This is a genomic window from Nonomuraea sp. NPDC005692, assembly GCF_040631115.1.
Lineage (GTDB): Bacteria > Actinomycetota > Actinomycetes > Streptosporangiales > Streptosporangiaceae > Nonomuraea.
Genome location: NZ_JBEXYU010000010.1, coordinates 153,749 through 178,979, shown reverse-complemented (window position 1 = coordinate 178,979; position 25,231 = coordinate 153,749). Strand labels below are relative to the sequence as shown.

22 protein-coding genes are annotated in these 25,231 nt (G+C 71.1%); 13 read left to right on the top strand and 9 right to left on the bottom strand.

Features of this window, described 5'->3' with window-relative positions:
• The first annotated feature begins 56 nt into the window (after positions 1 to 56).
• The 6 genes from ABZ459_RS22600 (at position 57) to ABZ459_RS22575 (ending at position 7,923) form a co-directional block, all read left to right on the top strand.
• Complete coding sequence (locus ABZ459_RS22600) at positions 57 to 875, top strand: 2-hydroxyacid dehydrogenase (RefSeq protein WP_357973244.1); 819 nt, start codon at positions 57 to 59, stop codon at positions 873 to 875.
• Between the two features lie 235 nt (positions 876 to 1,110).
• Positions 1,111 to 3,726, top strand: coding sequence for a sensor domain-containing phosphodiesterase (locus ABZ459_RS22595; protein ID WP_357973242.1), 2,616 nt, complete (start codon positions 1,111 to 1,113; stop codon positions 3,724 to 3,726).
• A 207-nt stretch (positions 3,727 to 3,933) separates the two neighbouring features.
• Entirely contained in the window at positions 3,934 to 5,673 is a 1,740-nt protein-coding gene (locus ABZ459_RS22590) for an acetolactate synthase large subunit (protein WP_357973239.1), read from the top strand.
• A complete protein-coding gene (gene ilvN / locus ABZ459_RS22585) occupies positions 5,666 to 6,190 on the top strand; it encodes an acetolactate synthase small subunit (RefSeq protein ID WP_352318972.1) in 525 nt (174 codons plus the stop codon). The genes ABZ459_RS22590 and ilvN overlap by 8 nt, the downstream gene beginning before the upstream one ends.
• Positions 6,191 to 6,212: 22 nt before the next feature.
• Entirely contained in the window at positions 6,213 to 7,196 is a 984-nt protein-coding gene (ilvC, locus tag ABZ459_RS22580; RefSeq protein ID WP_357973514.1) for a ketol-acid reductoisomerase, read from the top strand.
• Positions 7,197 to 7,299: 103 nt separating this feature from the next.
• Positions 7,300 to 7,923, top strand: coding sequence for a class I SAM-dependent methyltransferase (locus tag ABZ459_RS22575; protein WP_357973237.1), 624 nt, complete (start codon positions 7,300 to 7,302; stop codon positions 7,921 to 7,923).
• Positions 7,924 to 8,085: 162 nt separating this feature from the next.
• Here the strand turns inward: ABZ459_RS22575 and ABZ459_RS22570 are convergent, their stop codons facing one another.
• Entirely contained in the window at positions 8,086 to 8,913 is an 828-nt protein-coding gene (locus tag ABZ459_RS22570; protein WP_357973234.1) for a YoaK family protein, read from the bottom strand.
• Between the two features lie 124 nt (positions 8,914 to 9,037).
• Between ABZ459_RS22570 and map the strand changes: the two genes are divergently transcribed.
• Both map and ABZ459_RS22560 read left to right on the top strand, forming a co-directional pair.
• Positions 9,038 to 9,805, top strand: coding sequence for a type I methionyl aminopeptidase (map, locus tag ABZ459_RS22565; RefSeq protein ID WP_357973231.1), 768 nt, complete (start codon positions 9,038 to 9,040; stop codon positions 9,803 to 9,805).
• Positions 9,806 to 10,019: 214 nt separating this feature from the next.
• A complete protein-coding gene (locus tag ABZ459_RS22560) occupies positions 10,020 to 10,289 on the top strand; it encodes a hypothetical protein (RefSeq protein ID WP_352318980.1) in 270 nt (89 codons plus the stop codon).
• 439 nt (positions 10,290 to 10,728) lie between these two features.
• Here the strand turns inward: ABZ459_RS22560 and dacB are convergent, their stop codons facing one another.
• Positions 10,729 to 12,273: a D-alanyl-D-alanine carboxypeptidase/D-alanyl-D-alanine-endopeptidase gene (gene dacB / locus ABZ459_RS22555; RefSeq protein ID WP_357973228.1), complete on the bottom strand. Its 1,545-nt coding sequence runs from the start codon at positions 12,271 to 12,273 to the stop codon at positions 10,729 to 10,731.
• 129 nt (positions 12,274 to 12,402) lie between these two features.
• On the bottom strand, positions 12,403 to 12,954 hold the full coding sequence (locus ABZ459_RS22550) for a DUF1707 and FHA domain-containing protein (protein ID WP_357973225.1): 552 nt from the start codon (positions 12,952 to 12,954) through the stop codon (positions 12,403 to 12,405).
• Between the two features lie 88 nt (positions 12,955 to 13,042).
• Here ABZ459_RS22550 and ABZ459_RS22545 point away from each other — a divergent pair, with 88 nt between their 5' ends.
• The 3 genes from ABZ459_RS22545 to ABZ459_RS22535 are packed head-to-tail and all read left to right on the top strand — an operon-like array spanning position 13,043 to position 16,781.
• A complete protein-coding gene (locus ABZ459_RS22545) occupies positions 13,043 to 13,555 on the top strand; it encodes a helix-turn-helix transcriptional regulator (protein ID WP_352318985.1) in 513 nt (170 codons plus the stop codon).
• Positions 13,552 to 14,232 carry an ABC transporter ATP-binding protein gene (locus tag ABZ459_RS22540; RefSeq protein WP_357973221.1) on the top strand — a complete coding sequence of 227 codons (681 nt, stop codon included), beginning with the start codon at positions 13,552 to 13,554 and terminating at the stop codon, positions 14,230 to 14,232. Before ABZ459_RS22545 ends, ABZ459_RS22540 begins: the two co-directional genes overlap by 4 nt.
• Positions 14,229 to 16,781, top strand: coding sequence for an FtsX-like permease family protein (locus ABZ459_RS22535; protein ID WP_357973219.1), 2,553 nt, complete (start codon positions 14,229 to 14,231; stop codon positions 16,779 to 16,781). Before ABZ459_RS22540 ends, ABZ459_RS22535 begins: the two co-directional genes overlap by 4 nt.
• Here the strand turns inward: ABZ459_RS22535 and ABZ459_RS22530 are convergent.
• Entirely contained in the window at positions 16,741 to 18,102 is a 1,362-nt protein-coding gene (locus tag ABZ459_RS22530) for an MFS transporter (RefSeq protein ID WP_357973216.1), read from the bottom strand. The two genes, ABZ459_RS22535 and ABZ459_RS22530, sit on opposite strands and share 41 nt — an antisense overlap.
• Before the next feature lie 80 nt (positions 18,103 to 18,182).
• Positions 18,183 to 19,007 (bottom strand): hypothetical protein, encoded by an 825-nt coding sequence (locus ABZ459_RS22525; RefSeq protein ID WP_357973213.1) that lies wholly within the window; start codon positions 19,005 to 19,007, stop codon positions 18,183 to 18,185.
• A 296-nt stretch (positions 19,008 to 19,303) separates the two neighbouring features.
• On the opposite strand from ABZ459_RS22525, the gene serA reads away from it, so the two are divergent.
• Together serA and ABZ459_RS22515 are read left to right on the top strand one after the other, a co-directional pair.
• Positions 19,304 to 20,893 (top strand): phosphoglycerate dehydrogenase, encoded by a 1,590-nt coding sequence (gene serA / locus ABZ459_RS22520; protein WP_357973210.1) that lies wholly within the window; start codon positions 19,304 to 19,306, stop codon positions 20,891 to 20,893.
• 349 nt (positions 20,894 to 21,242) lie between these two features.
• Positions 21,243 to 21,371 carry a hypothetical protein gene (locus tag ABZ459_RS22515; RefSeq protein WP_352318996.1) on the top strand — a complete coding sequence of 43 codons (129 nt, stop codon included), beginning with the start codon at positions 21,243 to 21,245 and terminating at the stop codon, positions 21,369 to 21,371.
• An 8-nt stretch (positions 21,372 to 21,379) separates the two neighbouring features.
• Here the strand turns inward: ABZ459_RS22515 and ABZ459_RS22510 are convergent, their stop codons facing one another.
• The 4 genes from ABZ459_RS22510 to ABZ459_RS22495 are packed head-to-tail and all read right to left on the bottom strand — an operon-like array spanning position 21,380 to position 25,211.
• Positions 21,380 to 22,240 (bottom strand): ROK family protein, encoded by an 861-nt coding sequence (locus ABZ459_RS22510; RefSeq protein ID WP_357973206.1) that lies wholly within the window; start codon positions 22,238 to 22,240, stop codon positions 21,380 to 21,382.
• A complete protein-coding gene (locus ABZ459_RS22505; protein ID WP_357973203.1) occupies positions 22,237 to 23,400 on the bottom strand; it encodes a sugar ABC transporter permease in 1,164 nt (387 codons plus the stop codon). Before ABZ459_RS22505 ends, ABZ459_RS22510 begins: the two co-directional genes overlap by 4 nt.
• On the bottom strand, positions 23,397 to 24,116 hold the full coding sequence (locus ABZ459_RS22500) for an ATP-binding cassette domain-containing protein (RefSeq protein ID WP_357973200.1): 720 nt from the start codon (positions 24,114 to 24,116) through the stop codon (positions 23,397 to 23,399). Before ABZ459_RS22500 ends, ABZ459_RS22505 begins: the two co-directional genes overlap by 4 nt.
• The gene (locus tag ABZ459_RS22495; RefSeq protein ID WP_357973511.1) at positions 24,117 to 25,211 is read right to left on the bottom strand and encodes a sugar ABC transporter substrate-binding protein; all 1,095 of its coding nucleotides are present in this window, start codon (positions 25,209 to 25,211) and stop codon (positions 24,117 to 24,119) included.
• Positions 25,212 to 25,231: the final 20 nt, after the last annotated feature.

Sequence of the window (25,231 nt, the reverse complement as noted above, 5' to 3'; positions counted from 1 at the left end):
CGGATGTCCTGTCTGACATGCCAGGCGTCGAATGCACTGTTTACGATGGTTCGGCCATGCCGGACGGCATCGAGGACGTCGAGGTCTGGATCCCGCCGCTGGTCGTGGTGCCCGACGTGCCGGGGACGCTGGCGCGGATGCGCTCGTTGCGGCTGGTGCAGACCGTCACCGCGGGGGTGGAGCCGTACCGGCCGCACCTGCCCGAGGGGGCGGTGCTGTGCAACGCCCGCGGCGTGCACGACGCCGGCACCGCCGAGTGGGCGGTCGGCGCGATGATCGCGGTGCTCAGGGAGTTCCCTGGATTCACCGACGCCCAGCGCCGCGGCGAGTGGACCTACCACCACACCGACGTGCTGGCCGACTCCACCGTGCTCATCGTCGGCCACGGGTCCATCGGCGCGGCGGTCGAGCGGCGGCTGAGCGGCTTCGAGGTCGAGGTCGTCCGGGTGGCCAGGAGCGCGCGCGAGGGCGTGCACGCCATGGAGGAGCTGCCCGCGCTGCTGCCGTCGGCCGACGTCGTGGTCCTGCTCGTGCCCGCCACGCCCGACACCGCCGGCATGGTCGACGCCGCCTTCCTGGCCCGCATGAAGGACGGCGCCGTCCTGGTCAACGCGGCCAGGGGTGGCGTGGTCGACACCGAAGCCCTGATCGCCGAGCTCAAAACCGGTAGGCTACGCGCCGCGCTCGACGTCACCGCGCCCGAGCCGCTGCCGGAGGGCCACCCCCTTTGGAGCGCTCCGGGCGTGCTGATCACGCCGCACATCGCGGGCAGCACCCCCGCCTCCGTACGGCGCACGCTCCGGCTGATCCGCGAGCAGCTCGGGCGCTACCGCGCAGGTGAAGAGTTGATCAACGTCATTACCGACTCGTATTGAGAGGATCCCGGAACGTGGCTGGTCCGTGACCTTTCGTGCGTACGGTGGCGTCTGCAGGGAGTTCCTGACTCGCTGTCAAGGAACTCTTGGCGGAAATTGGTCTGTGTGGTTATCAGATCGGTGACGACATCGGCGTTGTCACCACCCGCGCATCCGCGACCGCACACACTGGCGATGTGAGCGCCGGGCTTCGGCGGTCACTGGTGCAGGGTTCAAGACAGGATGGGCAACGACTGTGATCCGCTGGCGTGATCCACGGGCGCCGCTGGCCGCCGCAGGGGCGGCCGGAGTGGTGGCGTTCACCGCCGCGCTCCTCTCGGGCGGGCCGGCCGTGCTGACCGGTGCCGTGGCGGGAGGCGTGGCGGCCCTGGTCGCCGCCGCCTCGCTGCTGGTGGCCTCGGTCAGGTCGGCCGAACACCGCTCGATGGCGATGGCCGCGCGCTGGATGGGCGGCGGCGCCGTCGTGTGGCTCGCCGGCGTGGCGCTGCGCGCGGTGGCCACCAGCTTCGTCGTCAGCTTCGCCGATCTGTTCGTCCTGCTCGGCACCGTGATCATCGCGGGCGGCGCGCTGATCGCCGCCGACCGCAGGTTCCCGGCCAAGGTCGTGTTACGGCATCTCACGGACGCGTACCTGTGCGCGGCCTCGCTCTTCCTCGTCGGCTGGGTGGTGGCGCTGCGCCACTACTACGAGGACGCGGGTGACGCGCCCACGTTCACGTTCGCCATGGTGCCGCCGATGATCGCGTTGCTGGTCACCTGCGGGGTGATCCCCTCGGTGCTCACCAGCCGGGCGGGCTCCTGGCTGCTCGGCCTGGCCGGGGTGGGCGTGCTGGCCACCATGACCGTCGGCGGCCTGTCGGCCGCCATGGCCCGCCTGGCCGGCGACCCGCCGCCCATGTGGACCGTCATGCTCGTGCCCGTCGCGCTGCTGCTGCTGGCCGCGGTGCCCTGGGGGCCGCGGGCGCGGCCGGTCGGCGGTCCCATCGTGCGCAACGTGGTCGCGATGATGCCGCTCGCGCTCGTGGCCGTGGCCGCCTGCACGCTGCTCGCCCACCTGGCGGGATCCCGGGCCGCGCAGCCGGTCACCGGCGTCGTGGTGGTCGCGGTTTCCGTGGTGCTGCTCCTGCTCGTCCGCCTGTTCGTGCTCTCGGCGGCGTCCATCCGGCTGCGCGGCCTGGTCTCGCTGGGCGAGCGGCAGCTCAGGGAGCTGGCCGAGAGCACCGGCGACGTGGTGCTGCTGTGCGACTACGAGGGCGTCGTCCACGAGATCGGCGCCGGTGTCGAGGTCACGTACGGCTACCCGCCCGAGGAGCTGGTCGGCGGCTCGATCTTCGACTACATCCACCCCGAGGACGTCCCGGGCATCCAGGCCGCGATGCGCGCCATGACCACCGACGAGGAGGGCGCCGCGCCGGGCGCCTGCATGATCGCCTGCCGGGTGCGCGCCGCCGACGGCACCTGGCGGCCCACCGAGTCCGTCGCCACCCGCCACATCGGCGGCGACGACCTCATGCTCGTCACCACCCGCGACGTCAGCGACGAGGAGGCCCTGCGCAACCAGGTCGCCCACCTGACCTTCCACGACGGCGTCACCGGGCTGCCCAACCGCGCCTACTTCGAGGAGCGCACCCGCGAGGTGCTGTCCGGGCGCACGTCCGGCAACGTCGCGGTGATCTTCCTTGACCTCGACGGGTTCACCTCCGTCAACGACTCGGTGGGGCACGCCAGCGGCGACTACCTGCTCGGCCAGGCCGCCCGCCGGCTGCGCGGGGCCGTACGCGCCGACGACACGCTGGCCCGGTGGGGCGGCGACGAGTTCGCCGTGCTCGTGGAGACCGGCGGCGACGCGCAGATGGCCGTGGACATGGCCGAGCGCCTGGTACGCGCGGTCTCCCAGGAGCCGTTCCGAGTGGCCGACCGCGACGTGGCGCTGACCGCGAGCGTGGGCGTGGCCTTCACCGAGGACGGCCTGCCCGCCGGCGACCTCATGCGCAACGCCGATGTGGCGATGGCGCGTTCCAAGGAGCTGGGCGGGCGGCGGGTCGAGGTGTTCGCCGCGCAGATGCACGCCGACGTGGTGCGCCGCCTGGAGCTGGCCGCCGACCTGCAGCGGGCGCTCATCGAGCAGCAGTTCGCCATCGAGTACCAGCCCGTGGTCGACCTGGCCACCTCCCGGGTGACCGCGGTCGAGGCGCTGGTGCGGTGGTGGCGCGGCTCGGTGTTCGTGCCGCCCGAGCAGTTCCTCGGCCCGGCCGAGGACACCGGGCTGATCGTGCCGCTGAGCGAGTGGATCCTGCGCGAGGCGTGCCGCGAGGTGGCGTCCTGGCGGGCCTCGTCCTGGGACATCGGCCTGTCGCTCAACCTGTCGGCCCGGCAGATCACCGCCCCCCGCTTCGTCGAGACCGTCGAGCAGGCGCTGGCCGAGAGCGGCCTGCCCGCCTCCGCGCTCACCCTCGAGGTGATCGAGGAGATGCTGGTCGAGGACGCCGAGGAGACCATCAGGCGGCTGTCGGAGCTGCGCGCGCTGGGCGTGCGGCTGGCGATCGACGACTTCGGCACCGGCTACGCCTCGCTGGCCTTCCTCAGGCAGCTCCCGGTCGACATGATCAAGATCGACCCGTCGTTCGTGTCGGGCCTGGGCAGGGACGACACGCTCACCCTGCTCACCCGTACGATCGTGCGGCTCGGCCACGACCTCGGGCTCACCGTGGTGGCCGAGGGCATCGAACGCCCCGAGCAGCTGGAGCTGCTGCGCGAGATGGGCTGCACCAGAGGGCAAGGATTCCTGGTGGCGCGTCCCATGGCGGCCCGCGGCGTGGACAGTCTCATGCGTACGAGTCTCACGGTTTGAGACTCGCGTCCCGCCAAGTTGACATCGGGGCGTTCTGAGCGGCTATGGTGTAAGCCATGCTTCGCAGTGAGATTCTCGTAGTACTTCGCCGGCGCGCAGGCCGATAGCGAAGCACTCCGACCTGCGCGCCGCCCCAGTCCCACCCCCACCGGTGGGAAGGGGCATTTTTTATGTCCTTAAGTGAGTAGCCACGCAAGGAACGAGCCGATGACCGAACGGATGACAGGTGCACAGGCCCTGGTGAGGGCGCTGGAGCACGTGGGAGTCGACACCGTGTTCGGGATCCCGGGCGGCGCGATTCTGCCCGCCTACGATCCCCTTTACGACTCGACCAAGGTCCGGCACGTGCTTGTACGGCACGAGCAGGGCGCCGGCCACGCGGCCGAGGGTTACGCGCAGGCCACCGGCAAGGTGGGCGTGTGCATGGCGACCAGCGGCCCCGGAGCCACCAACCTGGTGACGCCGATCGCCGACGCCTTCATGGACTCGGTGCCGATCGTGGCGATCACCGGCCAGGTCGCCGCGCCGATGATCGGCACGGACGCGTTCCAGGAAGCCGACATCTCCGGCATCACCATGCCGATCACGAAGCACAACTTCCTGATCACCGATCCCGCGGACATCCCGCGCACGATCATGGAGGCCTTCCACATCGCCTCGACCGGCCGTCCGGGGCCGGTGCTGGTGGACATCTCCAAGGACGCGTTGCAGGCCCAGACCACGTTCAGCTGGCCGCCGGTCATGCAGCTGCCGGGCTACCGCCCGGTCACCAGGCCGCACTCCAAGCAGATCCGCGAGGCCGCCAAGCTGATCGCCGAGTCCCAGCGGCCGGTCCTGTACGTCGGCGGCGGCGTGCACAAGGCCGGTGCGTCGGCCGAACTGCTGCAGCTCGCCGAGCTGACCGGCATCCCGGTCGTCACCACCCTGATGGCCCGTGGCACGTTCCCGGACAGCCACCCCCAGCACATGGGCATGCCGGGCATGCACGGTAGCGTCTCGGCCGTGGGCGCGCTGCAGAGATCCGATCTGATCATCGGGCTGGGCGTGCGCTTCGACGACCGGGTGACCGGCAACCTGGCCTCGTTCGCGCCGCAGGCCAAGATCGTGCACGCCGACATCGACCCCGCCGAGATCTCCAAGAACCGGCACGCCGACGTGCCCATCGTGGGCGACTGCAAGGAGGTCATCAGCGACCTCGTCGGCGCGATCCAGGCCTCCGGCCAGAAGGGCGACTACACCGACTGGTGGACCGTCCTGAACGGCTACAAGGAGACCTACCCGCTGGGCTACGAGACCTTCGAGGACGGCACGCTGGCCCCCCAGTACGTGATGGAGCGGCTGAGCGCCATCGCCGGGCCCGACGCCTACTACGTGTCCGGGGTCGGCCAGCACCAGATGTGGGCCGCGCAGTTCATCGACTACGAGAACCCCGGGACGTTCATCAACTCCGGCGGCCTCGGCACGATGGGCTTCGCCGTCCCGGCCGCCATGGGCGCGAAGATGGGCCGGCCGGAGGCCACGGTGTGGGCCATCGACGGCGACGGCTGCTTCCAGATGACCAACCAGGAGCTGGCCACCTGTGCCCTGGAGGGCGTGCCGGTCAAGATCGCCGTCATCAACAACGGCAACCTCGGCATGGTCCGCCAGTGGCAGACGCTCTTCTACGAGGAGCGGTACTCCAACACCAACCTGCAGACCGCGCGTCGCATCCCCGACTTCGTCAAGCTGGCCGAGGCCTATGGTTGTGTGGGCCTGAGGTGCGAGCGCGCCGAGGACGTCGACGCGACCATCAGGAAGGCCATGGAGATCAACGACGTGCCGGTCGTGATCGACTTCGTCGTCCACCAGGACGCCATGGTCTGGCCCATGGTCGCGGCCGGCACCAGCAACGACGACATCAAGATCGCCCGTGACATGGCGCCGAAGTGGGAGAACGAGGATGAGTAGACACACGCTGTCCGTGCTTGTCGAGAACAAGCCGGGTGTTCTCGCTCGGGTCTCCGCGCTGTTCAGCAGGCGGGGGTTCAACATCGACTCGCTCGCCGTCGGGCCCACCGAGCACGACGACATCTCGCGCATCACGATCGTGGTGAGCGTGGAGGAACTGCCCCTTGAACAGGTCACCAAGCAGCTCAACAAGCTGGTCAACGTCCTGAAGATCGTCGAATTGGACCCGTCACAGTCGGTCCAGCGCGAACTCATGCTGATCAAGGTCAAGGCGGACGCCGAGAACCGGTCGCACGTCCTCGAACTCGTCAACCTCTTCCGTGCCCGCTGCGTGGACGTCGCGGCCGACGCGGTGACCATAGAGGTCACCGGCACTCCCGACAAGCTCGAGGCGTTCGTCAAGGTCCTTGAGCCGTTCGGGATCAAAGAGCTCGTCCAGTCGGGCATGGTGGCCATCGGCCGCGGCGCCCGTTCCATCACAGACCGGTCCCTCAGGGCACTGGACCGTACCGCCTGAAAGGTTTATTCAAGTGACCGAGATCTACTACGACGACCAGGCCGACCTGTCGATCATCCAGGGGCGTCACGTGGCCGTGCTGGGGTACGGCAGCCAGGGCCACGCCCACGCGCTCTCCCTGCGTGACTCCGGCGTCGACGTGCGCGTCGGCCTCCCCGAGGGCTCCAAGAGCCGCGAGAAGGCGGAGAACGACGGGCTGCGGGTCGTCACCCCGGCCGAGGCGGTGGAGGAGGCCAACCTCACCATGATCCTCGCGCCGGACCACATCCAGCGCCACCTGTACGCCGAGCACGTCGCCCCCAACCTCGTCGAGGGCGACGCGCTCTTCTTCGGCCACGGCCTCAACATCCGCTACGGCCTCATCGAGGCGCCCGAGGGCGTCGACGTCTGCATGGTCGCCCCGAAGGGCCCGGGCCACCTGGTCCGCCGCCAGTTCGAGGCCGGCCGCGGCGTCCCGTGTCTGGTCGCCGTCGAGAAGGACGCCTCCGGCAAGGCCCTCGACCTGGCGCTGTCGTACGCCAAGGGCATCGGCGGCACCCGCGCCGGCGCGCTGCGCACCACCTTCACCGAGGAGACCGAGACCGACCTGTTCGGCGAGCAGGCCGTGCTGTGCGGCGGCGTCTCCGAGCTGATCAAGGCGGGCTTCGAGACCCTCATCGAGGCCGGCTACCAGCCCGAGGTCGCCTACTTCGAGTGCCTCCACGAGATGAAGCTCATCGTCGACCTCATGTACGAGGGCGGCATCTCCAAGATGTACTGGTCGGTCTCCGACACCGCCGAGTACGGCGGCTACACCCGCGGCCCGCGCGTCATCACCGACGAGACCCGTCAGGAGATGCGCCGCATCCTCGGCGAGATCCAGGACGGCACCTTCGCCCGGCAGCTCGTCGAGGAGTTCGACGGCGGCCAGAAGGAGTTCACGCGTCACCGCGAGGAGCTGGCCGAGAACCCGATCGAGAAGACGGGCGCGAAGCTGCGTCCGATGATGAGCTGGCTGAAGGCCTGACCTTTCCGCCGTACGTCGCCCGCCTGCTGCACGGTCAGTGGGCGGGCGATGCTTTTCTCCCGTTTGTGGGGTTTCGCCGGCGAGGCGGTGGCATGATGCCGGGATGCCTTTCGATCACAACGATCACTACCACCCGGCGATGGCCCGGCTCGTGCCCAGGGGAGCCCGGACGGCGCTCGACGTCGGCTGTGGCACCGGGCGGTTCGCGCGGCGGCTGGCGGGCCTCGGGATCGAGGTGGACGCGGTCGACCCGGCGCCCGAGGTGATCGAGGCCGCCTCGTCGTCGCCGGTGAGCGGGGTCCGGTTTCTGTGCGCCGACGTCACGCGCATGGAGTTGCCCGCGGGGCGCTACGACTACATCTCCTGCCTGGCCAGCCTGCACCACATGCCGTTCGGGACCGTGGCCGCCTTCCGGGACGCGCTGGCGCCCGGCGGGGTGCTGGCCGTCCTCGGGTGCTACGCGGAGCGGACGGCCGCCGACTTCGTGTGGAGCCTGGCCGCCGTACCGGTGAACGCGGCGGCACGGGTGGCGGTGACGGCGGGAGAGCGGGCGGGCGGCCCGCGTGCCGGGACGGTGCCCGCGCCGGTGCGGCCGGCGGACATGTCCCTGGCGGAGGTACGGCGGGAAGCGGCGTCCCTGCTGCCCGGCTTCTCCCTGCGCAGGCTGCTCTTCTGGCGCTACCTGCTGACCTACCGCAAACCTGCCACCTCGGAGATACCAGGCTGACCTGCCGCAAGGTGTGCCGCCTTGGGACTTCGGGGCTGACCTGCCGCAAGACGCGCCGCCTCGGGGCTGACCTGTCGTAAGCCTGTCGCCTCGGGGCTTCCGGGCAGACCTGTCCCGGAGTGTGCCGCCTCTGGGGTGCAGCGCTGGCCCTCCGCCTTCTCGTTACAGGGCCGACCGGGCGTGTGGGCGCGGTCTCGCGCGGTGGGTCGTGGTGAGGACCCAGGCGGCGGTGGCCGCCGCGACCGTGGCCGGGGCGATGAACGGGGTGACGGCGGCGTGCACGCGCAGCGCCGAGGCCGCGACGACGGCGCCCGAGGCCACGCAGAGCACCACGCCCAAAGGGCGCAGCACCCCCGAGCGCGGGCCGACCGCCTGGCCCGCCAGGCTGGTCAGCGTGCCCGTGACGTAGGTCGTGGACAGGCCGGGGCCGCCCGCCCAGCGCGTGACCGCGCTCTGCAGGCCCATCGCGGTTCCCGAGGCGGCGATCAGCGCCGGATGCGGCAGCGCGCGCGCCGCCCATCCGGCCGCCACCACCACCAGCAGCACCAACTCCGCGAGCAGCACCACCAGCGGACGCACCGGCACCCCCACCGGCGTCCCGACCGGCACCCCCACCGGCACCTCCGCAGGCTCCCGGGCCCGCACTTTCGCGGGTTCCCGGTTCGGTCCCTCCGGCGGTTCCCCGCCCGGCGCCTGCGTCGGCGCGCGGGCGGGTGGTGTGGCGGTCCGCGGGGGCGGGGGAGCGCGTCCGGCGGGGGCGGCGCGGCCCAGCAGGGTGAAGCCGATGGCCAGGCCCAGGCAGAACGTGGTCAGGGCGATCCCCGAGCGGATGACGTGCGAGGTGTCGCCGGTGCCGAGCGCCAGGCCGAGCAGGACGACGTTGCCGGTCATGTTCGCGGTGAACACCTGTCCGAGCGCGAGAAAGCTCAGCGCGTCGACGGCCCCTGCCGCGAGCGCCAGAGCGAGCATGGAGAACCGTCCGAAACGCATACTCTGAGCACTATAACGAGTACTCTGGGTGATTAGTCAAGCGGGTGGTGAGGTCGCTGCGAGCTCTCGGGAAGCGTGATAGTAATACCGGTATAGTTATCGCGCCGAGGGCTGGGAGGCCGCTGTGATCACGCTCAAGACCGCCGGGGAGATCGACGCCATGCGGGAGGCGGGCCGCGTCGTGGCCGCCGTGCACGCCGCCGTCCGGGAGCGGGCCGCCGTCGGGGTGTCGCTGCTGCAGCTCGACGACGTGGCCCGCGAGGTCATGCACGAGGCCGGGGCGCGGTCGTCGTTCCTCGGCTACCACCCGTCGTTCGGGGCCATGCCGTACCCGGGGGTGGTGTGCACGTCGGTGAACGGGGTCATGTTGCACGGGTTGCCCACGCCGTACCGGCTGCGTGAGGGCGACGTGCTGAGCGTGGACTTCGGCGCGCACGTCGACGGCTGGCACGCCGACGGCGCGGTCACCTTCGTCGTCGGGCACGCGCGGGCCGAGGACCTCAAGCTCATCCGGGTGGCCGAGGAGACGCTGGCGGCGGGCATCGCGGCCGCCGTGCCGGGCGGCTGGATGGGCGACATCGGGCACGCGATGTCGCTGGTCGGCCGCGGCGCCGGCTACGGCATGCAGAACGACTTCGGCGGCCACGGCATCGGCCGGGCCATGCACGAGTCGCCGTTCGTGCCCAACGAGGCCCGCCCCGGACGCGGCCTGCGACTGCGCCCCGGACTGGTGATCGCCATCGAGCCGAGCCTGATGGCGGGCGGCGACGACGAGTACCTCATGGCCGAGGACGGGTGGTCGGTGTGCTCGGCGGACGGCAGCAGGAGTGCCCACGTCGAGCACACGGTGGCCATCACCACCGACGGCCCGGTGGTTCTCACCCTTCCCTGACGCCCGCCGTCAGCGGCAGGTCATGGCGGGGCCGGATATTCCTCTGCCGCGTACACCGATCGGTCAAGAAGGGCGAGCTGTGTCACCCCTTCCCCCATGCGGCGTATTTTCGCTGGTAAAGACAGAAATACCGGCGTTTGTTGAAAGAGGGCCTAGGGCAAATCTCCTCCCGATAGCTACGGAGAGTAGTCGATAGGTATCAAGGAGAATCGATATGTTCAGACAAGGGCTCATCCTGGCCGGGCTCGTCGGCGGGATGGTCATGGTCGGCGGCTCCGCTCTAGCGGCGACCCCTCACATGGCCTTCGTCCCTCACTCCGACGAGGACCCGGGCCGGGTTCTCTTCGTCTGCGGTGACGAGAACATCTTCGCCCGTGGCGAGGTCGACAACAGCACCAGCGGCGTGCTCGTCCTCGAGACCGGCGACATCCTGAGCCAGATCCTCGGCATCAAGAGCAAAGACACGAAGTGCGCCGTCAGCTGAAGTAATTCCTCAGCGGCTGAACTGCGCGACTAAGGGGCCTGTCCACAAGGGCAGGCCCCTTAGTCGTGCCCTTTTGTATGCGAGAAAGGGCGCCTCGAAGGGCGGGCCGCCTTCTGTCGGAGAGGGGGGCGGGCCCGGCCGCGGTCCGGTGTGCGGGGGGACGTGCGGCGCGGGCCCGCCGGGAGGGGAGCGTGCCGGGCATGTGGTGGGACGACCGGCTTGGGGGTGGGGCCGGCGACGGCCCGGCGCTCCCGGGGATCGGGGGGTTCGCCACGGCGTTGAATCCGCATTCTGACGCGCCCATGTCGGCTATGTAGTGAAAATGCGAACTATATCTGGAGCTCCAGGTGATCAGATCGTGATGACCGTCCTGTCGAGCCAGACCAACCCCGGCAGCCCGCCGGAGGTCCGGAGGGCCGCCGGGGTCGTCATCGGTTCGTCAGCACTGGGCCGGCTTCAGCCACGAGCACTCCAGGTCGCCCGCCGGGCCCTGGTCGGCGGCCTTGAGCTGGGCGGTGACGTCGGTCGCCGTCGCCCGCGAGAACTGGGCGAGCCGTACGGCGATCTTGTCCTCGATGTCCTTCGGCGAGCCGGACAGGTACTGGTTCAGCATGATCGAGAAGACCAGCGGCTCGCCCTCGGCGCTGGTCACGTAGCCGGACAGCGAGGTCACGCCGGTCAGCGAGCCCGTCTTGGCGTGCACGTTGTTGGCCGCGGGGGTGTTCCGCATCCGGCTGCGCAGCGTGCCGCCGGTGAAACGGTCGGCGTTGCCGGCGATGGGCAGGGCCTCGTACCAGGTGCTGAACCACGGCTTGGTCCGTACGGCGGTCAGCAGCTGGACGATCGAGTCCGGCGAGAAGCCGTCGCGGCGCGACAACCCCGAGCCGTCCCGCATGTTGATCACCTGGACGCCGTTGGCCTTCGCGAAGTCCGTGGCGACCTTCAGCCCGGCCGACCACGTGCCCTGGTTCGCGGCCTTGCGGCCCATGGCCTTGGTGAGGATCTCGGCGTGCATGTTGTTGCTCAGCTTCAGGAACGGCACCAGCAGCTCGCTCAGGGGCATCGAGTCGTGCCTGGCCAGCTCGGCCGCCCCGGCGGGAGCCGCGCCCGTCGCCGTCGGCCCGAGCACCCGTACGCCGTGCGCGGCCAGCGCCTTGCGGAACAGCGAGGACACGTACGCCGTGGGGTCGTCCACGGCCACCCACTCCTGGTACGGGTCGGCGACCGTGCCGGTGATCACGACCGTCCGCGTGCCGTGCTGCCGCTCGATGAGCACGTCGGTCTCGGCGCCCACGGTGGCCTTGTTGACGATCTTCAGGTAGTCGGTCGCCGGGGTGGTCGAGACCTTGACCTGGCCGCCGTCCGCCTCGACCGAGACGATCACCGAGCCGGCGTCGTAGTCGCGGTCGGGGGAGGCGGTCAGTGCGGAGATCGGCGCCGCGTAGTAGGCGGTCTCGTCGTCCCAGGCCCAGTCGGTGCCGAGTCGCTGGCCGTCGAACCAGGTGTCGTCGGCGATCAGCTTGCCCGTGACGACCTTGACGCCGGCCGCCGCGACCTTGGCCGCCAGCGCGTCGTAGTCCTCGGCGAGCATGGTCGGGTCGCCGGTGCCGCGCAGCACGAGGTCGCCGGTGAGCACCGAGCCGACCTTGCGGCCGGTGTTCAGCACGGTGGTCGGGAAGCGGTAGTCCAGGCCGAGCGTCTCCACCGCCGCCGCCGAGGTGAACAGCTTGGTGTTGGACGCCGGGGTCATGAGCTTGCCGGCGTCGGTGGCGTAGAGCTGCTCGCCGTTCGCGGCGCTCTTCACGACGACGCCCGCCCTGGCGATCGTGAGCCTGGAGTCGCCGAGGATCTGGTTGATGTCCTGGGTCAGGTCGGCCACGCCGGGGGAGGGGTCGAGGGCGACCGCCGGTGTGGAGGGGCCGGACGCCCACGCGAGTGCCGCGACGAGCGTGCCCGCGAGGAGGGAGGCTGAGGTGCGCCGCATGTGGTCTCCAAGGGACTGGGGGATCGCATGTGAGCATGAATCAGCGCAGTCGCCGTGTAATCCGCAAATATCCGTATTTCTGGAGCCGACTCGGCGCGTCCGGCACGGGGGGCAGGGCCGGAGGAGGGGTCAGGAGGAGGGTTGGCCTGAGGTGACGAGGAAGCCGCAGTCGCCGAAGGAGATCTCGTCGCCCGACTTGACCCGGACGGGCCCCACCAGCCGCCACCCGTTGAGCCGGGTGCCGTTGAGCGAGCCGAGATCGACCAGCATCCAGCCGCCGTCGCCCTCCCGCCGCAGCTCGGCGTGCACGCGCGACACCGTCAGGTCCGCCAGGACGAGGTCGCAGGCCGACCCCCGGCCCACGACGTAACGCAGCCGGTCGTCGTCCGGCAGCGCCAGCCGGGGCAGCCGCGGCCGCCGCCAGGCCGCCTGTAGCCGGGTGGTGAGCTCCGACACCGACGAGACCGCGTCCGTCAGCCGCTGCCTGATCGTGGGCCGCCGCGGCAGGTCGGCGACCAGCTCGTCGAGCTCGTGCTGGTTGCGCGCCCGCAGCGCCTGGTCGACCCGGCCGACGAAGGTGTCGTGGGAGATCCGGCCCTCCACGGCCCGGTGCTTGAGCTCGTCGATCGCACGGTCGCGTTCCCCGTCGGAGGCGCGGAACGGCGGTTGGGTGGAGCTCATGTCCCGAGTATCGGCCTGAACGGCGTTCCGTGTCCAGAATACGCGGATCAGTTGCGATGGACATACTCAGTATGCATACTCAGTATCCATGTCGATCAGACACGGACTGCTCGCCCTGCTGAGCAGCGCACCGCGCTACGGCTACCAGCTCCGGGTGGAGTTCGAGGCGTCGACGGGGGCGACCTGGCCGCTCAACATCGGCCAGGTCTACACGACGCTCGCCCGCCTGGAACGTGACGGCCTGGTGGCGCCGGGCGGAGCCGACGAGCAGGGCAGGGCCGTCTACACGATCACCGAGGCCGGTCGGGAGGAACTGGAGCGATGGTTCAGCACCCCCGTCGACCACTCCGACCGGCCTCGGGACGAACTAGCCATCAAGATCGCGATGGCCGTCGCCGCCACCGACGTGGACGTGGGCGCGGTCATCCTGGCCCAGCGGATGGCGACCATGCGCACGCTCCAGGACCTGACCAGGGCCAAGAGGGCCGCCGGTGACGGCCTCGCCCAGCGGCTCGTCCTGGAATCGATGATCTTCAAGGCCGAGGCCGAGCAGCGCTGGCTCGACCACTGCGAGGCCGTTGTCAAGGAGAAGAACCAATGACTGTGGTGGAGCTGCGGGACGTTACCCGCGAGCACGGCCAGGTGCACGCCCTGCGCGGCGTGAGCCTGGAGGTGGCACAAGGTGAGCTCGTCGCGGTCATGGGCCCGTCGGGCTCGGGGAAGTCGACCCTGCTCAACCTGGCCGGCGGCCTCGACCGGCCCACGACGGGCACGGTCCGGATCGAGGGCCGCGACCTGGCCGAGGTCCGCGACCTGGCCGCGCTGCGACGCGGCAGCGTCGGGTACGTCTTCCAGGACCTCAACCTGATCCCGTCCCTGACGGCTGCCGAGAACGTGATGCTGCCCAGGGAACTGGACGGCGTCCGCGCCGGCCAGGCCCGCCGGGAGGCGCTGGCCGTCCTGGCCGACGTGGGCGTCGACCAGATCGCCGACCGGTTTCCCGAGGAACTGTCCGGCGGCCAGCGCCAGCGCGTGGCCATCGCCAGGGCACTGGTCGGCGAGCGGCGGCTGCTGCTGGCCGACGAGCCGACCGGCGCGCTCGACACGGCCACCGGCGACGAGATCCTGCACCTGCTGCGCAACCGCTGCGACGAGGGCGCGGCGGTGCTGCTGGTCACCCACGAGCCGCGCTACGCGGCCTGGGCGGACCGGGTGGTCTACCTGCGGGACGGCCTGATCGCGGAGGCGTCGGCGATGCGGATGGAGAGCTCCCGATGAGCGCCTTCCTCGCCGCCCTGCGGATCTCCCGCAGGGACGCGTCGCGCTTCAAGGGCCGCAGCGCCCTGATCATGGTGATGATCGGCCTGCCCGTCCTGGTGATCACGGCGGTGCTCACCGGCGCCGCCACGACCAGTCTCACCCCGAAGGAGCGGGCGGTCACGCGCTTAGGGGCGGCCGACGCCCGCCTGATCACCTTCCCGTACCGCACGCCGGTCCGGCAGGACTACAGCGGTGACTCCGCGTACCAGCCGGAGATCAGCGGTTCGCCGCGGCCGTGGACGACCACGGAGATCAACGCGCTGCTCCCGGGCCGCCTGCTGCGCTACCAGACGAGCCAGGTCAACGTCCGGCTGCCCGACGGCTTCAACCAGGCGGACGTCGTGGAGGTCGATCTGCGCGACCCCATGACGGCCGGGATGCGCACCCTGGAGCAGGGCCGCTACGCCGCCGCGCCCGGCGAGGTGGCGATCTCGCCGAAGATGGCCGACCTGGGCGTCCGGGTGGGCGACACGCTCACCGTGCGGCGGCCGGACCGCGCCGTGAAGGTGGTCGGCGTCGCCGAGAACCCCAACCGGCCCGGCATCCTGGAGCTGGCCGCCCTGCCGGAGGGCCTGCTCAACCGCCAGAACGACGGCAACAGCAGCGGCTGGCTCGCCGACACCTCCGGCCCGGTCACGCGGTCGAAGGTGCGGCAGCTCAACAAGGCGGGCCTCGGCGTCGCCTCCCGCGCGGTGCTCGACGCCCACACGGGTGACGGCTCCCACCAGATCTGGAACGACCCGCGCGAGCTGGTCCAGCTCGGCGTGGTGATCGTGCTCGTCGTCATGGAGACCGCGCTGCTGGCCGGGCCGGCGTTCGCCGTGGGGCTGCGGCGGCGGCGCAGGGAGCTGGCGGTGATCTCCGCGCAGGGTGGGTCGGCCCGGCACCTGCGCGTGATCGTGCTGGCCGACGGCCTGGTGCTCGGCGGCGCGGCGGCGGTGCTCGGGGTCGTCCTCGGCATCGGTCCGGGCCTGCTGGTCGAGTCGATCGCGGCCAGGGAGCTGGACTGGTCGCACGGGCCGGTCGACGTGCCGTGGCTGCCGGTACTCGGTGTGGCGGCGCTCGGCCTGGTCAGCGGGCTGATCGCGGCGATCGTGCCGGCGGTGCAGGCCAGCCGCCAGAACACCGCGCAGATCCTGGCCGGCCGGGCCGCGGAGGTCCGCGGGCGCGCCCGGCGCCCCCTGCTCGGGATCGTGCTGGTGACGGCCGGGCTGGGCGCGATCGAATACGCCATGACCAGGGGCCCGGTGACGATGACCGCGGCCTTCGTGCCGTGCGTGCTCGGCATGGTGGCGTTGATGCCGTGGCTGGTCCAGGCCACCTCGCGGATCGCCGCCCGGCTGCCGCTGCCGCTGCGCCTGTCCGTGCGCGACGCCGCGCGTCACCGCGTCCGTACGGCCTCGGCCACCGCCGCCGTCATGGCGGCCACCATGGGGGCGGTCGCGATCGGCATCGCCACCAGCAGCACGTACACCTCCCAGAAGGAGAACAACTTCTCGGTGTTCCCGTTGGGCACCACGGTGGTCGGCGGCACCACGGGGATGGACGACCAGCAGTGGGCCCGGCTGAAGGACGCCGTCCGGGCCCGGTTCCCCGGGGCGGAGGTCGCAACCGGACAGGAGGCGACGAACAATAAGGGCGGGCTCCTGCTGCTGACCGTGACCATGAATTGCGAGTCCTGCCTACACCGGTTCTACGGCCGTACTCCGATCGGTGGGGCCGACCTGCTCGCCTTCCTCCAGAAACGCCGGGACCCGCAGGCGGCCGCCGCGCTGGCGGCGGGCAAGGCCGTGGCGTTCAGCCCGCACTCGGTGCGTGACGGCATGATCGAGGTGACCTCGGAACCCTGGGACTCGAACGGCACTTCGACTTCCCGGACCTTCCGGGTGCCGGCCGTGGTGTCGAGCGGCGCCGACGCCCTCCAGACGGGCGCCGTGATCCCGCCGCAGGCGCTGGCCAAGGCGGGGATCGGCACGGTCGAGCGGTCGCTCTACGTCGCGTCCCTGCCGCAGGACGAGCGGCGCATGGAGGCCGACCTGCGGGGCGAGCTGGACAGCGACATGTATCTCTACTCCGAGCGGGAGGAGGGAGAGGAACGCGCCTCCGTCCTTATGTTGTTGCTCGGCGCGGCGCTGATCCTCGTGCTCGGGGGCACGTTCGCGGCCACCGGGCTGGCGGCGGCCGACATGCGCCCCGACCTGAACAACCTGTCGGCGATCGGCGCGGCGCCCCGGGTGCGCAGGCTGGTGGTGGCCGCCCAGGCCGCCTACATCGCGGGCCTGGGCGCGGTGGTCGGCCTCGTCGGAGGTGTGGTCGGCGGCCTCGCGCTGACCTGGCCGATGCAAAGGAGAGGCGAGTTCGGCCAGAACGGCGGCATGGAGGGTTCGGTGATCGACGTCCCCTGGCTGTTCCTGGCCGCGGTCGTGGTGGGTCTGCCGCTCGTCGCGGCCCTGGTGGCCGGGCTGTTCACCCGGACGCGCCTGGTGCTGGCCCGTCGGGTGGCCTGAGCCGGTACCGCAGCGTCACCAGCACGGACAGGAAGATGATCAGCGCCGGGACCGCGGTCTGCCCGATGAGGACCGCGGTCACGGCGCTGTCCGGCTGCTGGACGGGCGTGCTCGCGTCGGACTCGACGAACCCGCCGATCGACAGGATGATCCCGAAGATCAGCGCGCCGAACGAGCTGACGCCGCTCTCGATGGCCGTCCACAGCCCGGTCAGCACACCGGCCCGCCGCTTGCCCGACTCGGCGGCGTCCGCGGCGACCACGTCGGCCAGCATCGAGAACAGCATGAGCTCGACCCCGGCGATGCCGATGCCGACGAGCAGGATGGTCAGGTGGGCGTACAGGGGGCCGAACAGCGGGGTCGCCATGGCCGCCGCGGTGCCGCCGCCGAACAGCAGCGCGGCCAGGATCATCGCGCCGCGCTTGTCGAAGCGCCGGGCCAGCCACACCCACAGCGGCATGGTCAGCAGCATCGGCCCGACCAGCGCGGCGAAGAGCGTCTGCGTGCTCTTCGGCGACCCCAGCGTGTACGACGCGAAGTACGGCGCCGCGGCCAGCATCATGCTGACGGCGAGCATCTGCAGGCAGGCCATGACGGTCAGCCACAGGAACGCCCGGTTCCCCCTGATCGCCGCGAACTGCTCGCGCCACCCGCCGTGGTCGGCCTCCGGCGCCCCGGTCATGGGGGCGCGGGCGGTGCCGAAGAACGAGCCGAGCATCGAGGCCAGCAGGATGAGGGCGATCGTCAGGCCCATCAGCCGGTAGCTGCCGAGCGTGCCCTCCTCGCCCTGACCGGTGGCGATCATCGGGGCCAGCACGCCGCTGATCGCGGTGGCCGCGCCGATGAAGATCATCCGCCACTGCAGCAGCGAGGTGCGCTCGTGGTAGTCGTGGGTCATCTCGCCGGGCATGGCCTTGTACGGCACCTCGTACAGCGCGTACGCGGTCGCCGTCGCCATGAAGCACAGCCCGACGTACAGGGCGGCCGGCACCCCGGTCAGCGGCGGCCCGGCGAAGACGAGGAAGAACGCGACGGGCAGCGTCAGCGACCCGGCCAGCAACCAGGGGCGGCGCGGCCCCATCCGCGAGACGGTCCGGTCCGACCAGCGGCCGACCAGCGGGTTGATGATCAGGTCCCAGACCTTGGGCGCGGTGACCACCACGCCGGCCAGCCACGCGGGCACGGCCAGGAAGTTGGTCATGTAGTAGAGCAGGAGCAGGCCGGGCACGGCGCTGACCGTGGCCGTGCAGAAAGAGCCCACGCCGTAGCCGAGGCGCACGCCCCTGGAGACCGTGGGCGCGCTCACCGGCGATGTGATCATGAGGCCCATTCAAGCCGAGCTAGGGCTTGTTCGGTAGGGCCCAGTTTCCCGGGCCCCACCGGGTCGCTCCCGTACGCCGGCTACTCGCGCACGTCGGCGCAGACCACGTGCGCGCCGATCTCGATCATCCGGCGCTCGCTGCGCGCGTCGGCGACCCTGGCCATGAGGATCGGCGCGCCGCTGGCCGCGAACTGCGGCAGGCGGGCGCGTACCAGGCGGTGCAGGTCGCGGACGACGTCCTCGGCGGCCGACATGTGCACCTTGACGTGCAGCATGATCCCGGTCGCCCCGGACGCGGTGCCGGCCTCGGAGATCCACACGTGGTGCACGAGCGGGAAGTCGGCCAGCAGTTGCGCGATGGCCTGCCGCAGCGCCGGCAGGATCGGATGCGTGCACCTGCGGTAGCCGGGGTCCACCTGCTGCATCGGCCCCGACAGGTGGGGCCGGGGCGCGGGGACCCACGGCAGCGCGGGCGCCTGCGGGGCGGGCGGGGCCACCTGCGCCAGCGAGGGCACGCGCGAGACGGTGGCCATGGCGCCGGTCGCGTAGGCGGCGGGCACCGCCCCCGACAGCACGGGTGTGGGCCCCGAACGCGTGCCGGTGAGGAAGCGCTGGAGATCGTCGATGGGCACGGCCGCGGCTGCGGGGCCCGCGGCGTCGATCACGATCTCCGGCACGCCGGTGACGCGCTGGATGTCCAGGATGGTGTCGGCGTCGCACACCGAGAGGGAATGGCTGCCGCGGTGCCTGGCGTAGGTCGTAGGGCTGGTGTACCCGAGCAGAACCCGGTCACCCGCCTGGGTCGTCCCAAGGACGACCGATCGATCTGGTCGCACTGCCACCAGGACTCCACCGTCGGCGAGGGCCGCCAGCAGGCGATGGGGCGTGCCATGCTGTGCGAGCACGTCGGCAAGCGCAGGATTCCCGATGCTCATATGACGAACCATAGGTAGTCGGCCACGGCTTATCAGGCTAATGGCCAACAAATCCCCCGATCAAGACAAAGATGTGTGCAGAGTGGATGACTTTGCTGCCGCCTGGGTACCGGAGCCGCGTCCAGGGTGTCGCGACGCCGAGCGGGCCGTCTCAAATCGTGGGTCCCTCGTGAACGCGTTCACAAGCGCGGATAGAATCTGAGGGATCCGAGGGGCCCAGCGACGTGTCCCTCCAGCCCGCCGCATGCCCCTAAGGATCCACGCCTGTGAACAAGCCCGTCGTTCTGGTCGCAGAGGAGCTGTCCGAGGCCGGCCTCGCCGTGCTCGGCGCTGATTTCGAGGTCCGCCACACCGACGGAGCGGACCGTTCCCAGCTTCTGCCCGCCCTCGCCGACGTGGACGCCCTGATCGTGCGCTCCGCCACGCAGGTCGACGCCGAGGCCATCGCCGCCGCGCCGAAGCTGCGCGTGGTCGCCCGCGCCGGCGTCGGCCTCGACAACGTCGACGTCGAGGCCGCCACCAAGGCCGGTGTCATGGTCGTCAACGCGCCGACCTCCAACATCACCAGCGCCGCCGAGCAGACCATCGCGCTCATCCTGGCCAGCGCCCGCAACACCGCCCAGGCCCACGCCGCGCTGAAGAACGGGGAGTGGAAGCGCTCCAAGTACACCGGCGTCGAGCTGGACGAGAAGGTCGTCGGCATCCTCGGCCTCGGCAAGATCGGCCAGCTCGTGGCCCAGCGGCTCCAGCCGTTCGGCGTCGAACTGATCGCCTACGACCCCTACCTGCCGCCGGCCCGCGCCGCGCAGATGGGTGTCAAGCTGCTCAGCCTCGAAGAGGTGCTCAAGCAGGCCGACTTCATCACCGTGCACCTGCCGAAGTCGAAGGAGACCCTCGGGCTCATCGGCGACAAGGAGCTGCACGAGGTCAAGCCGTCCGTGCGGATCATCAACGTGGCCCGCGGCGGCATCGTGGACGAGGGTGCGCTCTACTCGGCGATCAAGGAGGGCCGCGTCGCGGGCGCCGGCCTCGACGTGTTCGCCAAGGAGCCGTGCACCGACAGCCCCCTGTTCGAGCTGGACCAGGTCGTCGCCACGCCGCACCTCGGCGCCTCCACCCACGAGGCCCAGGAGAAGGCCGGCACGCAGGTCGCGCGGAGCGTGAAGCTGGCGCTGGCGGGCGAGTTCGTGCCCGACGCGGTCAACGTCCAGGGCGGCGCGGTGGCCGAGGACGTCAAGCCGGGCCTGCCGCTGGCCGAGAAGCTGGGCCGGGTGTTCACCGCCCTGGCCGGCGAGGTCGCCACCAAGCTCGACGTCGAGGTCCGCGGCGAGATCGCCTCCCAGGACGTGCGGGTCATCGAGCTGGCCGCGCTCAAGGGCGTGTTCGCCGACGTGATCGAGGAGCAGGTCACGTACGTCAACGCGCCGCTGCTGGCCAAGGAGCGGGGCATCAGCGTGGAGCTGGTGACCAGCTCCGAGAGCCCCGACTGGCGCAACGTGGTGACCGTACGCGGCGTGCTCGCCGACGGTCGCCAGATCTCGGTCTCCGGCACGCTGTCCGGCCCCCGGCAGATCACGAAGATCGTCGAGGTCAACGGCTACGAGATGGAGATCGAGCCGACGGCCCACCTGTCCTTCTTCACCTACACCGACCGTCCCGGCGTCGTCGGCGTGGTCGGCCGGCTGCTCGGCGAGGCCGGCGTGAACATCGCCTCGATGCAGGTGGCCCGCGACGTCAAGGGCGGCAAGGCGCTCATCGCGCTGACCGTCGACTCGGCCATCCCGGCCGCCGTGATCGACCAGATCGCGGCCGAGATCGGCGCCGAGAGCGGCCGTTCGGTCGACCTGGAGGACTGACCTCGCGACCTGAGGACTGAGCCCCCGATCCGGGGGAAGGCCGTCACCTGGACCGTTCCGGGTGGCGGCCTTTTCTTGTCTCAGAATGCGAGATATTAGGACATCCAACGAGACAGCGAAACAGCCGCCGGGTAGCGTTGGTGGAAATGCGCCAGGTTCTCGTACTCATTACCTGCCGCGGCGGGGCCTGTTAGGGCAGGCCGACGACCCGCCGCGGTGAGTGGTGATGCCGTCGGCCGGTCAGTCCCTTCCCTTCGCCCGGTCCGTGACCCGGACCCGCGAGAGCAGGCCCGGTCGGATTCGCGACCGGGGTCCGACGCCCCTTTCTGGAACGCGCCAGCGAAACGAGATGAGCGACATGTACGAGATGTACGCCTGGAACCGTACCGAAGAGAACGAGAACGAGGCCGCCGAGGCCCTGCAGACCGCCCTGGACCGCAGGGACAACGGCGGCGCCCCCCAGAACTCCGCCCGGTAGCGCCGCCCTCAGGCCCGCGCCGCGGCGTGGGCCAGGGCGAGCGCGCCGAGCAGCGGCGCGTCGTCCGTGAACCGGCCGGGCCGGATCTCCGGCGGGAACGGCACGGCGCGCCGCACCTCCCCGGCCAGCCTGGGCACGATCAGCCCGGCCGCGCCCATCATGCCGCCGCCCACGACCAGCACCTCGGGGTCGAGGGTGACGCACAGGTTCGCCACGGTCATGGTCAGCACCGACAGCGCCTGCGCCACCAGCTCCGCCATCGGTCCGGAACGCGCGGCGAGCACCTCCTCCGCCGTGGTCGCGCGGCCGAGCAGCGCGCCGCCCCTGGCCGCCAGCCCCGCGCCGGAGACCAGCTCCTCCAGCGGCACCCGCCCGTCGGCGAAGGCCGCCTGCCCCGGCGTGACCTGGAGGTAGCCGATCTCGCCCGCCGCGCCGTGCGCGCCGGGCACCACCCGGCCGCCGACCACCAGGGCCGCCGCCAGGCCGGTGCCGAGGTTGAGGTAGACGCCCGTGGAGACGCCGCGCAGCGCGCCCCACCGCAGCTCGGCAGCCGCCGCCGCGTTCACGTCGTTGTCGATGGCCACCGGTGTCGCGCCGAACTCCTCGCGCAGCAGCCTGGGCAGCTCCAGCCCCTCCCAGCCGGGCACGTTCGGCGCCAGGCGCACCACGCCGTCCCTGATCACCCCGCAGGTCGAGAAGCCGACCGCGGCCGGACGCGCGTCCAGGGCGCGGGCGGCGGCGAGGGCCCGGACGAGCGTGTCCGGCCCGGTCTCCAGCCGGGTGCGTCCGGCGACCACGGGCCCGTCCGAGCCCGAGACCCCGATCGCGACCTTGGTCCCGCCGACGTCGATGCCCAGGACCCGGCTCACCGCGCCGCGCCCCTGCGGGCCAGCGAGTCGATCGCCACCGCCAGGGCCAGCACGCCGGCCGTCACCATGAACCGGACGGAGGAGTCCACGCTCAGCAGGAACATGCCGTTGGTGATCGACTGGATGACCAGCACCCCGAGCAGCGCGGCGTAGGCCCGTCCCCGTCCGCCGAACAGGGACGTGCCGCCGATGACCGCCGTGGCGATGGCCATGAGCAGAATGTCGCTCCCGCCCGACCCCTGGTTGACCGCCGACAGCCGACTGGCGGCCAGCACGCCGCCCGCCGCCGCCAGCGTCGAGGCCAGCACGAACGCCAGGATCCTGATCCTGGTCACGTTGATGCCCGCGCGCCTGGCGGCCTCGGCGTTGCCGCCGACGGCGTACAGGTGGCGGCCGAACGCGGTGTGCCGCAGCACCAGGTCGAGCAGGACCACCAGCGCGCCGAAGAGCACCAGCAGCAGCGGCACGCCCCGGTCGGCCGACATGATCGCCACCGCCGCGCCGAGCACGACCGCCAGCCCGCCCGCCGTCACGGGGACCTGCCACGCCGGCGCCACGGGCAGCCCGGCGGCCACCCGCGCCCGCCTGGCCAGCGTGGCGATCCCGGCGTGACCGCCCGCCAGCACGACCACCAGCGCCCAGGACAGCCACCCCGGCAGCCAGGTGTCGCTCAGCCCCGAGATGAACCCGTTGAACGGCAGGTTGATCGTCCCGCCCTGGCGCAGCAGGTAGAGCAGCAGCCCGAGCCAGCCCATCAGCCCGGCCAGCGTGACCACGAACGACGGCATCCGCAGCTTGGTCAGCATGAGCCCGTGCAGCAGCCCGATCGCCGCGCCGGCCGCCAGCGCCAGCAGGATGGCGAGAAGGGCGTTCCAGCCCTGCTTGACGTGGGCGATCGTCATGATCGTGGCGCACAGGCCGCTGACCGAGCCGGCCGACAGGTCGATCTCGCCGAGCAGCAGCACCATGATGACGCCGAGCGCGATCGTGCCCGTGGCGGCCATCTGGAGTGCCAGGTTGGTGAGGTTCTCGGGCGACAGGAAACGCTCGTTGAGCGTGCTGAACACGATCGTGATCGCCACCAGGCCGCCGACCACCGGCCAGGCGCCGGCCTCTCCGTGGCGCAGCCGTCCGGTCACCGTGATCGGCATCGCCGTCATTCGCCCGCTCCTGTGATCGCGGCCACGATCTCCTCGCGGGAGGCCTCGGCCGTACGGAACTCACCGGCGTTGCGCCCGAGACGCAGCACCACCACCCGGTCGCTCACCTCGTGCACGTCGGCGAGGTTGTGCGAGATGACCAGCACCGCGAGCCCGCGCTCGCGCAACCGCCGGATCAGCGCCAGCACCTGGGCCGTCTGCTCGACGCCGAGAGCGGCGGTCGGCTCGTCCAGGATGACCAGCCGGGGCTCGCCGAGCAGCGCCCTGGCGATGGCCACCGACTGCCGCTGCCCGCCCGACAACGTCGACACCGGCACCCTGATGTCGCCGATGCGCACGTCGAGCTGGGCGAGCAGGTCGCGGGTCGCGCGTTCCATGCTCAGGTGGCGCAGCACCGACCAGCGGCGGCGTTCGGCGCCGAGGAACAGGTTGGCCACGACGTCGAGGTTCTCGCAGAGCGCGAGGTCCTGGTAGACGGTCGAGATGCCGAGCGCCTGCGCGTCGTGCGGGGTGGCGACGCGCACCGGCACGCCGTCCACCGTGATCTCGCCCTCGTCCGGCACGACCGCGCCGGAGATGGTCTTGACCAGCGTCGACTTGCCCGCGCCGTTGTCGCCCATGAGCGCCACGACCTCGCCGGGACGCAGCTCCAGCCCTGCCCCGTCGAGCGCCCGCACCGCTCCGTACCGTTTGGAGATCCCGGTCGCCGCGATCATCTACTCGATGCCCGCCTTCGCGCAGGCGGCCTTGACCTCGGCCGTGCAGATCTGGTCTGCCTGGTAGAACCCGTCCTTCACGATGGTGTCCTTGATCTTGTCGGCGGTGACCGCGATGGGGTCGAGGAGGAAGGCCGGGATGTCGGCCGTGCCGTTGTTCATCTTGGAGGTGGCGGCGGGCTGCTCACCCATGGTCAGGGCGACGGCCAGCTCGGCCGCCTTCTCCGCCTCCCGCCTGATGTCCAGGTAGATGGTCATGTACTGCTCGCCGGTGAGGATGCGCTGCACGGCGGCCAGCTCGGCGTCCTGCCCGGTGATGGGCGGCAGCTCCTTGTAGCCGGCGCGCTTCATGGCCGCGATGGCGCCGCCCGCCATGCCGTCGTTGGCCGACAGCACGCCGACGATCTGGTCCCTGCCGATGGCGGTGATCGCCTGCTCCATCTGCTGCTGCGCCTTGTCGGGGCTCCAGTCGGGGGTGTCGAACTCCCTGCCGACCCTGACCTTGCCGTCCAGGACGCTCTTGGCGCCCTTCTTGTAGTCGGCCGAGCTGGGGTCGGTGGGCGAGCCGTGGATCATCACGATCTGGCCCTTGGACGTGGTGCCCTTGGCGTTCATGGCGTCGAGCAGCGCCTGGCCCTGCATCTCGCCCACCCGTACGTTGTTGAACGAGACGTAGTAGGCGTAGTCGATCCCCGAGATCAGCCGGTCGTAGGCGACCACCGGGACCTTCTTCTGTCTGGCCTGGTTGACCAGGGGCGCGACCGCGTTGGCGTCCACGGCGTCCAGGACGAGCACGTCGGCGTCCTGGGTGAGCGCGGCCTCGACCTGTTGTTGTTGTTTGGCCGCGTCCTGCTCGGCGTTGCCGTAGATCACCTTGCAGTCGGGGCACAACGCCTTGACCTTGGCCTCGAACAGCGGGCGGTCGAAGGCTTCGTACCGGGTGGTCTTGGATTCGGGGAGGAACAGGGCGATCGTCCCGCCCTTCGACGTCCCCTCGGCCTGAGTGGTGGTGGTGGTCGTGCCGGTGGTGCTGGTCCCGCAGGCGGCGGCCAGCAGGACCGCCGCCGCGGGGATGAGTCGCCAAGCTCGGTGCATCACACTTCGTCCTCTCAGAA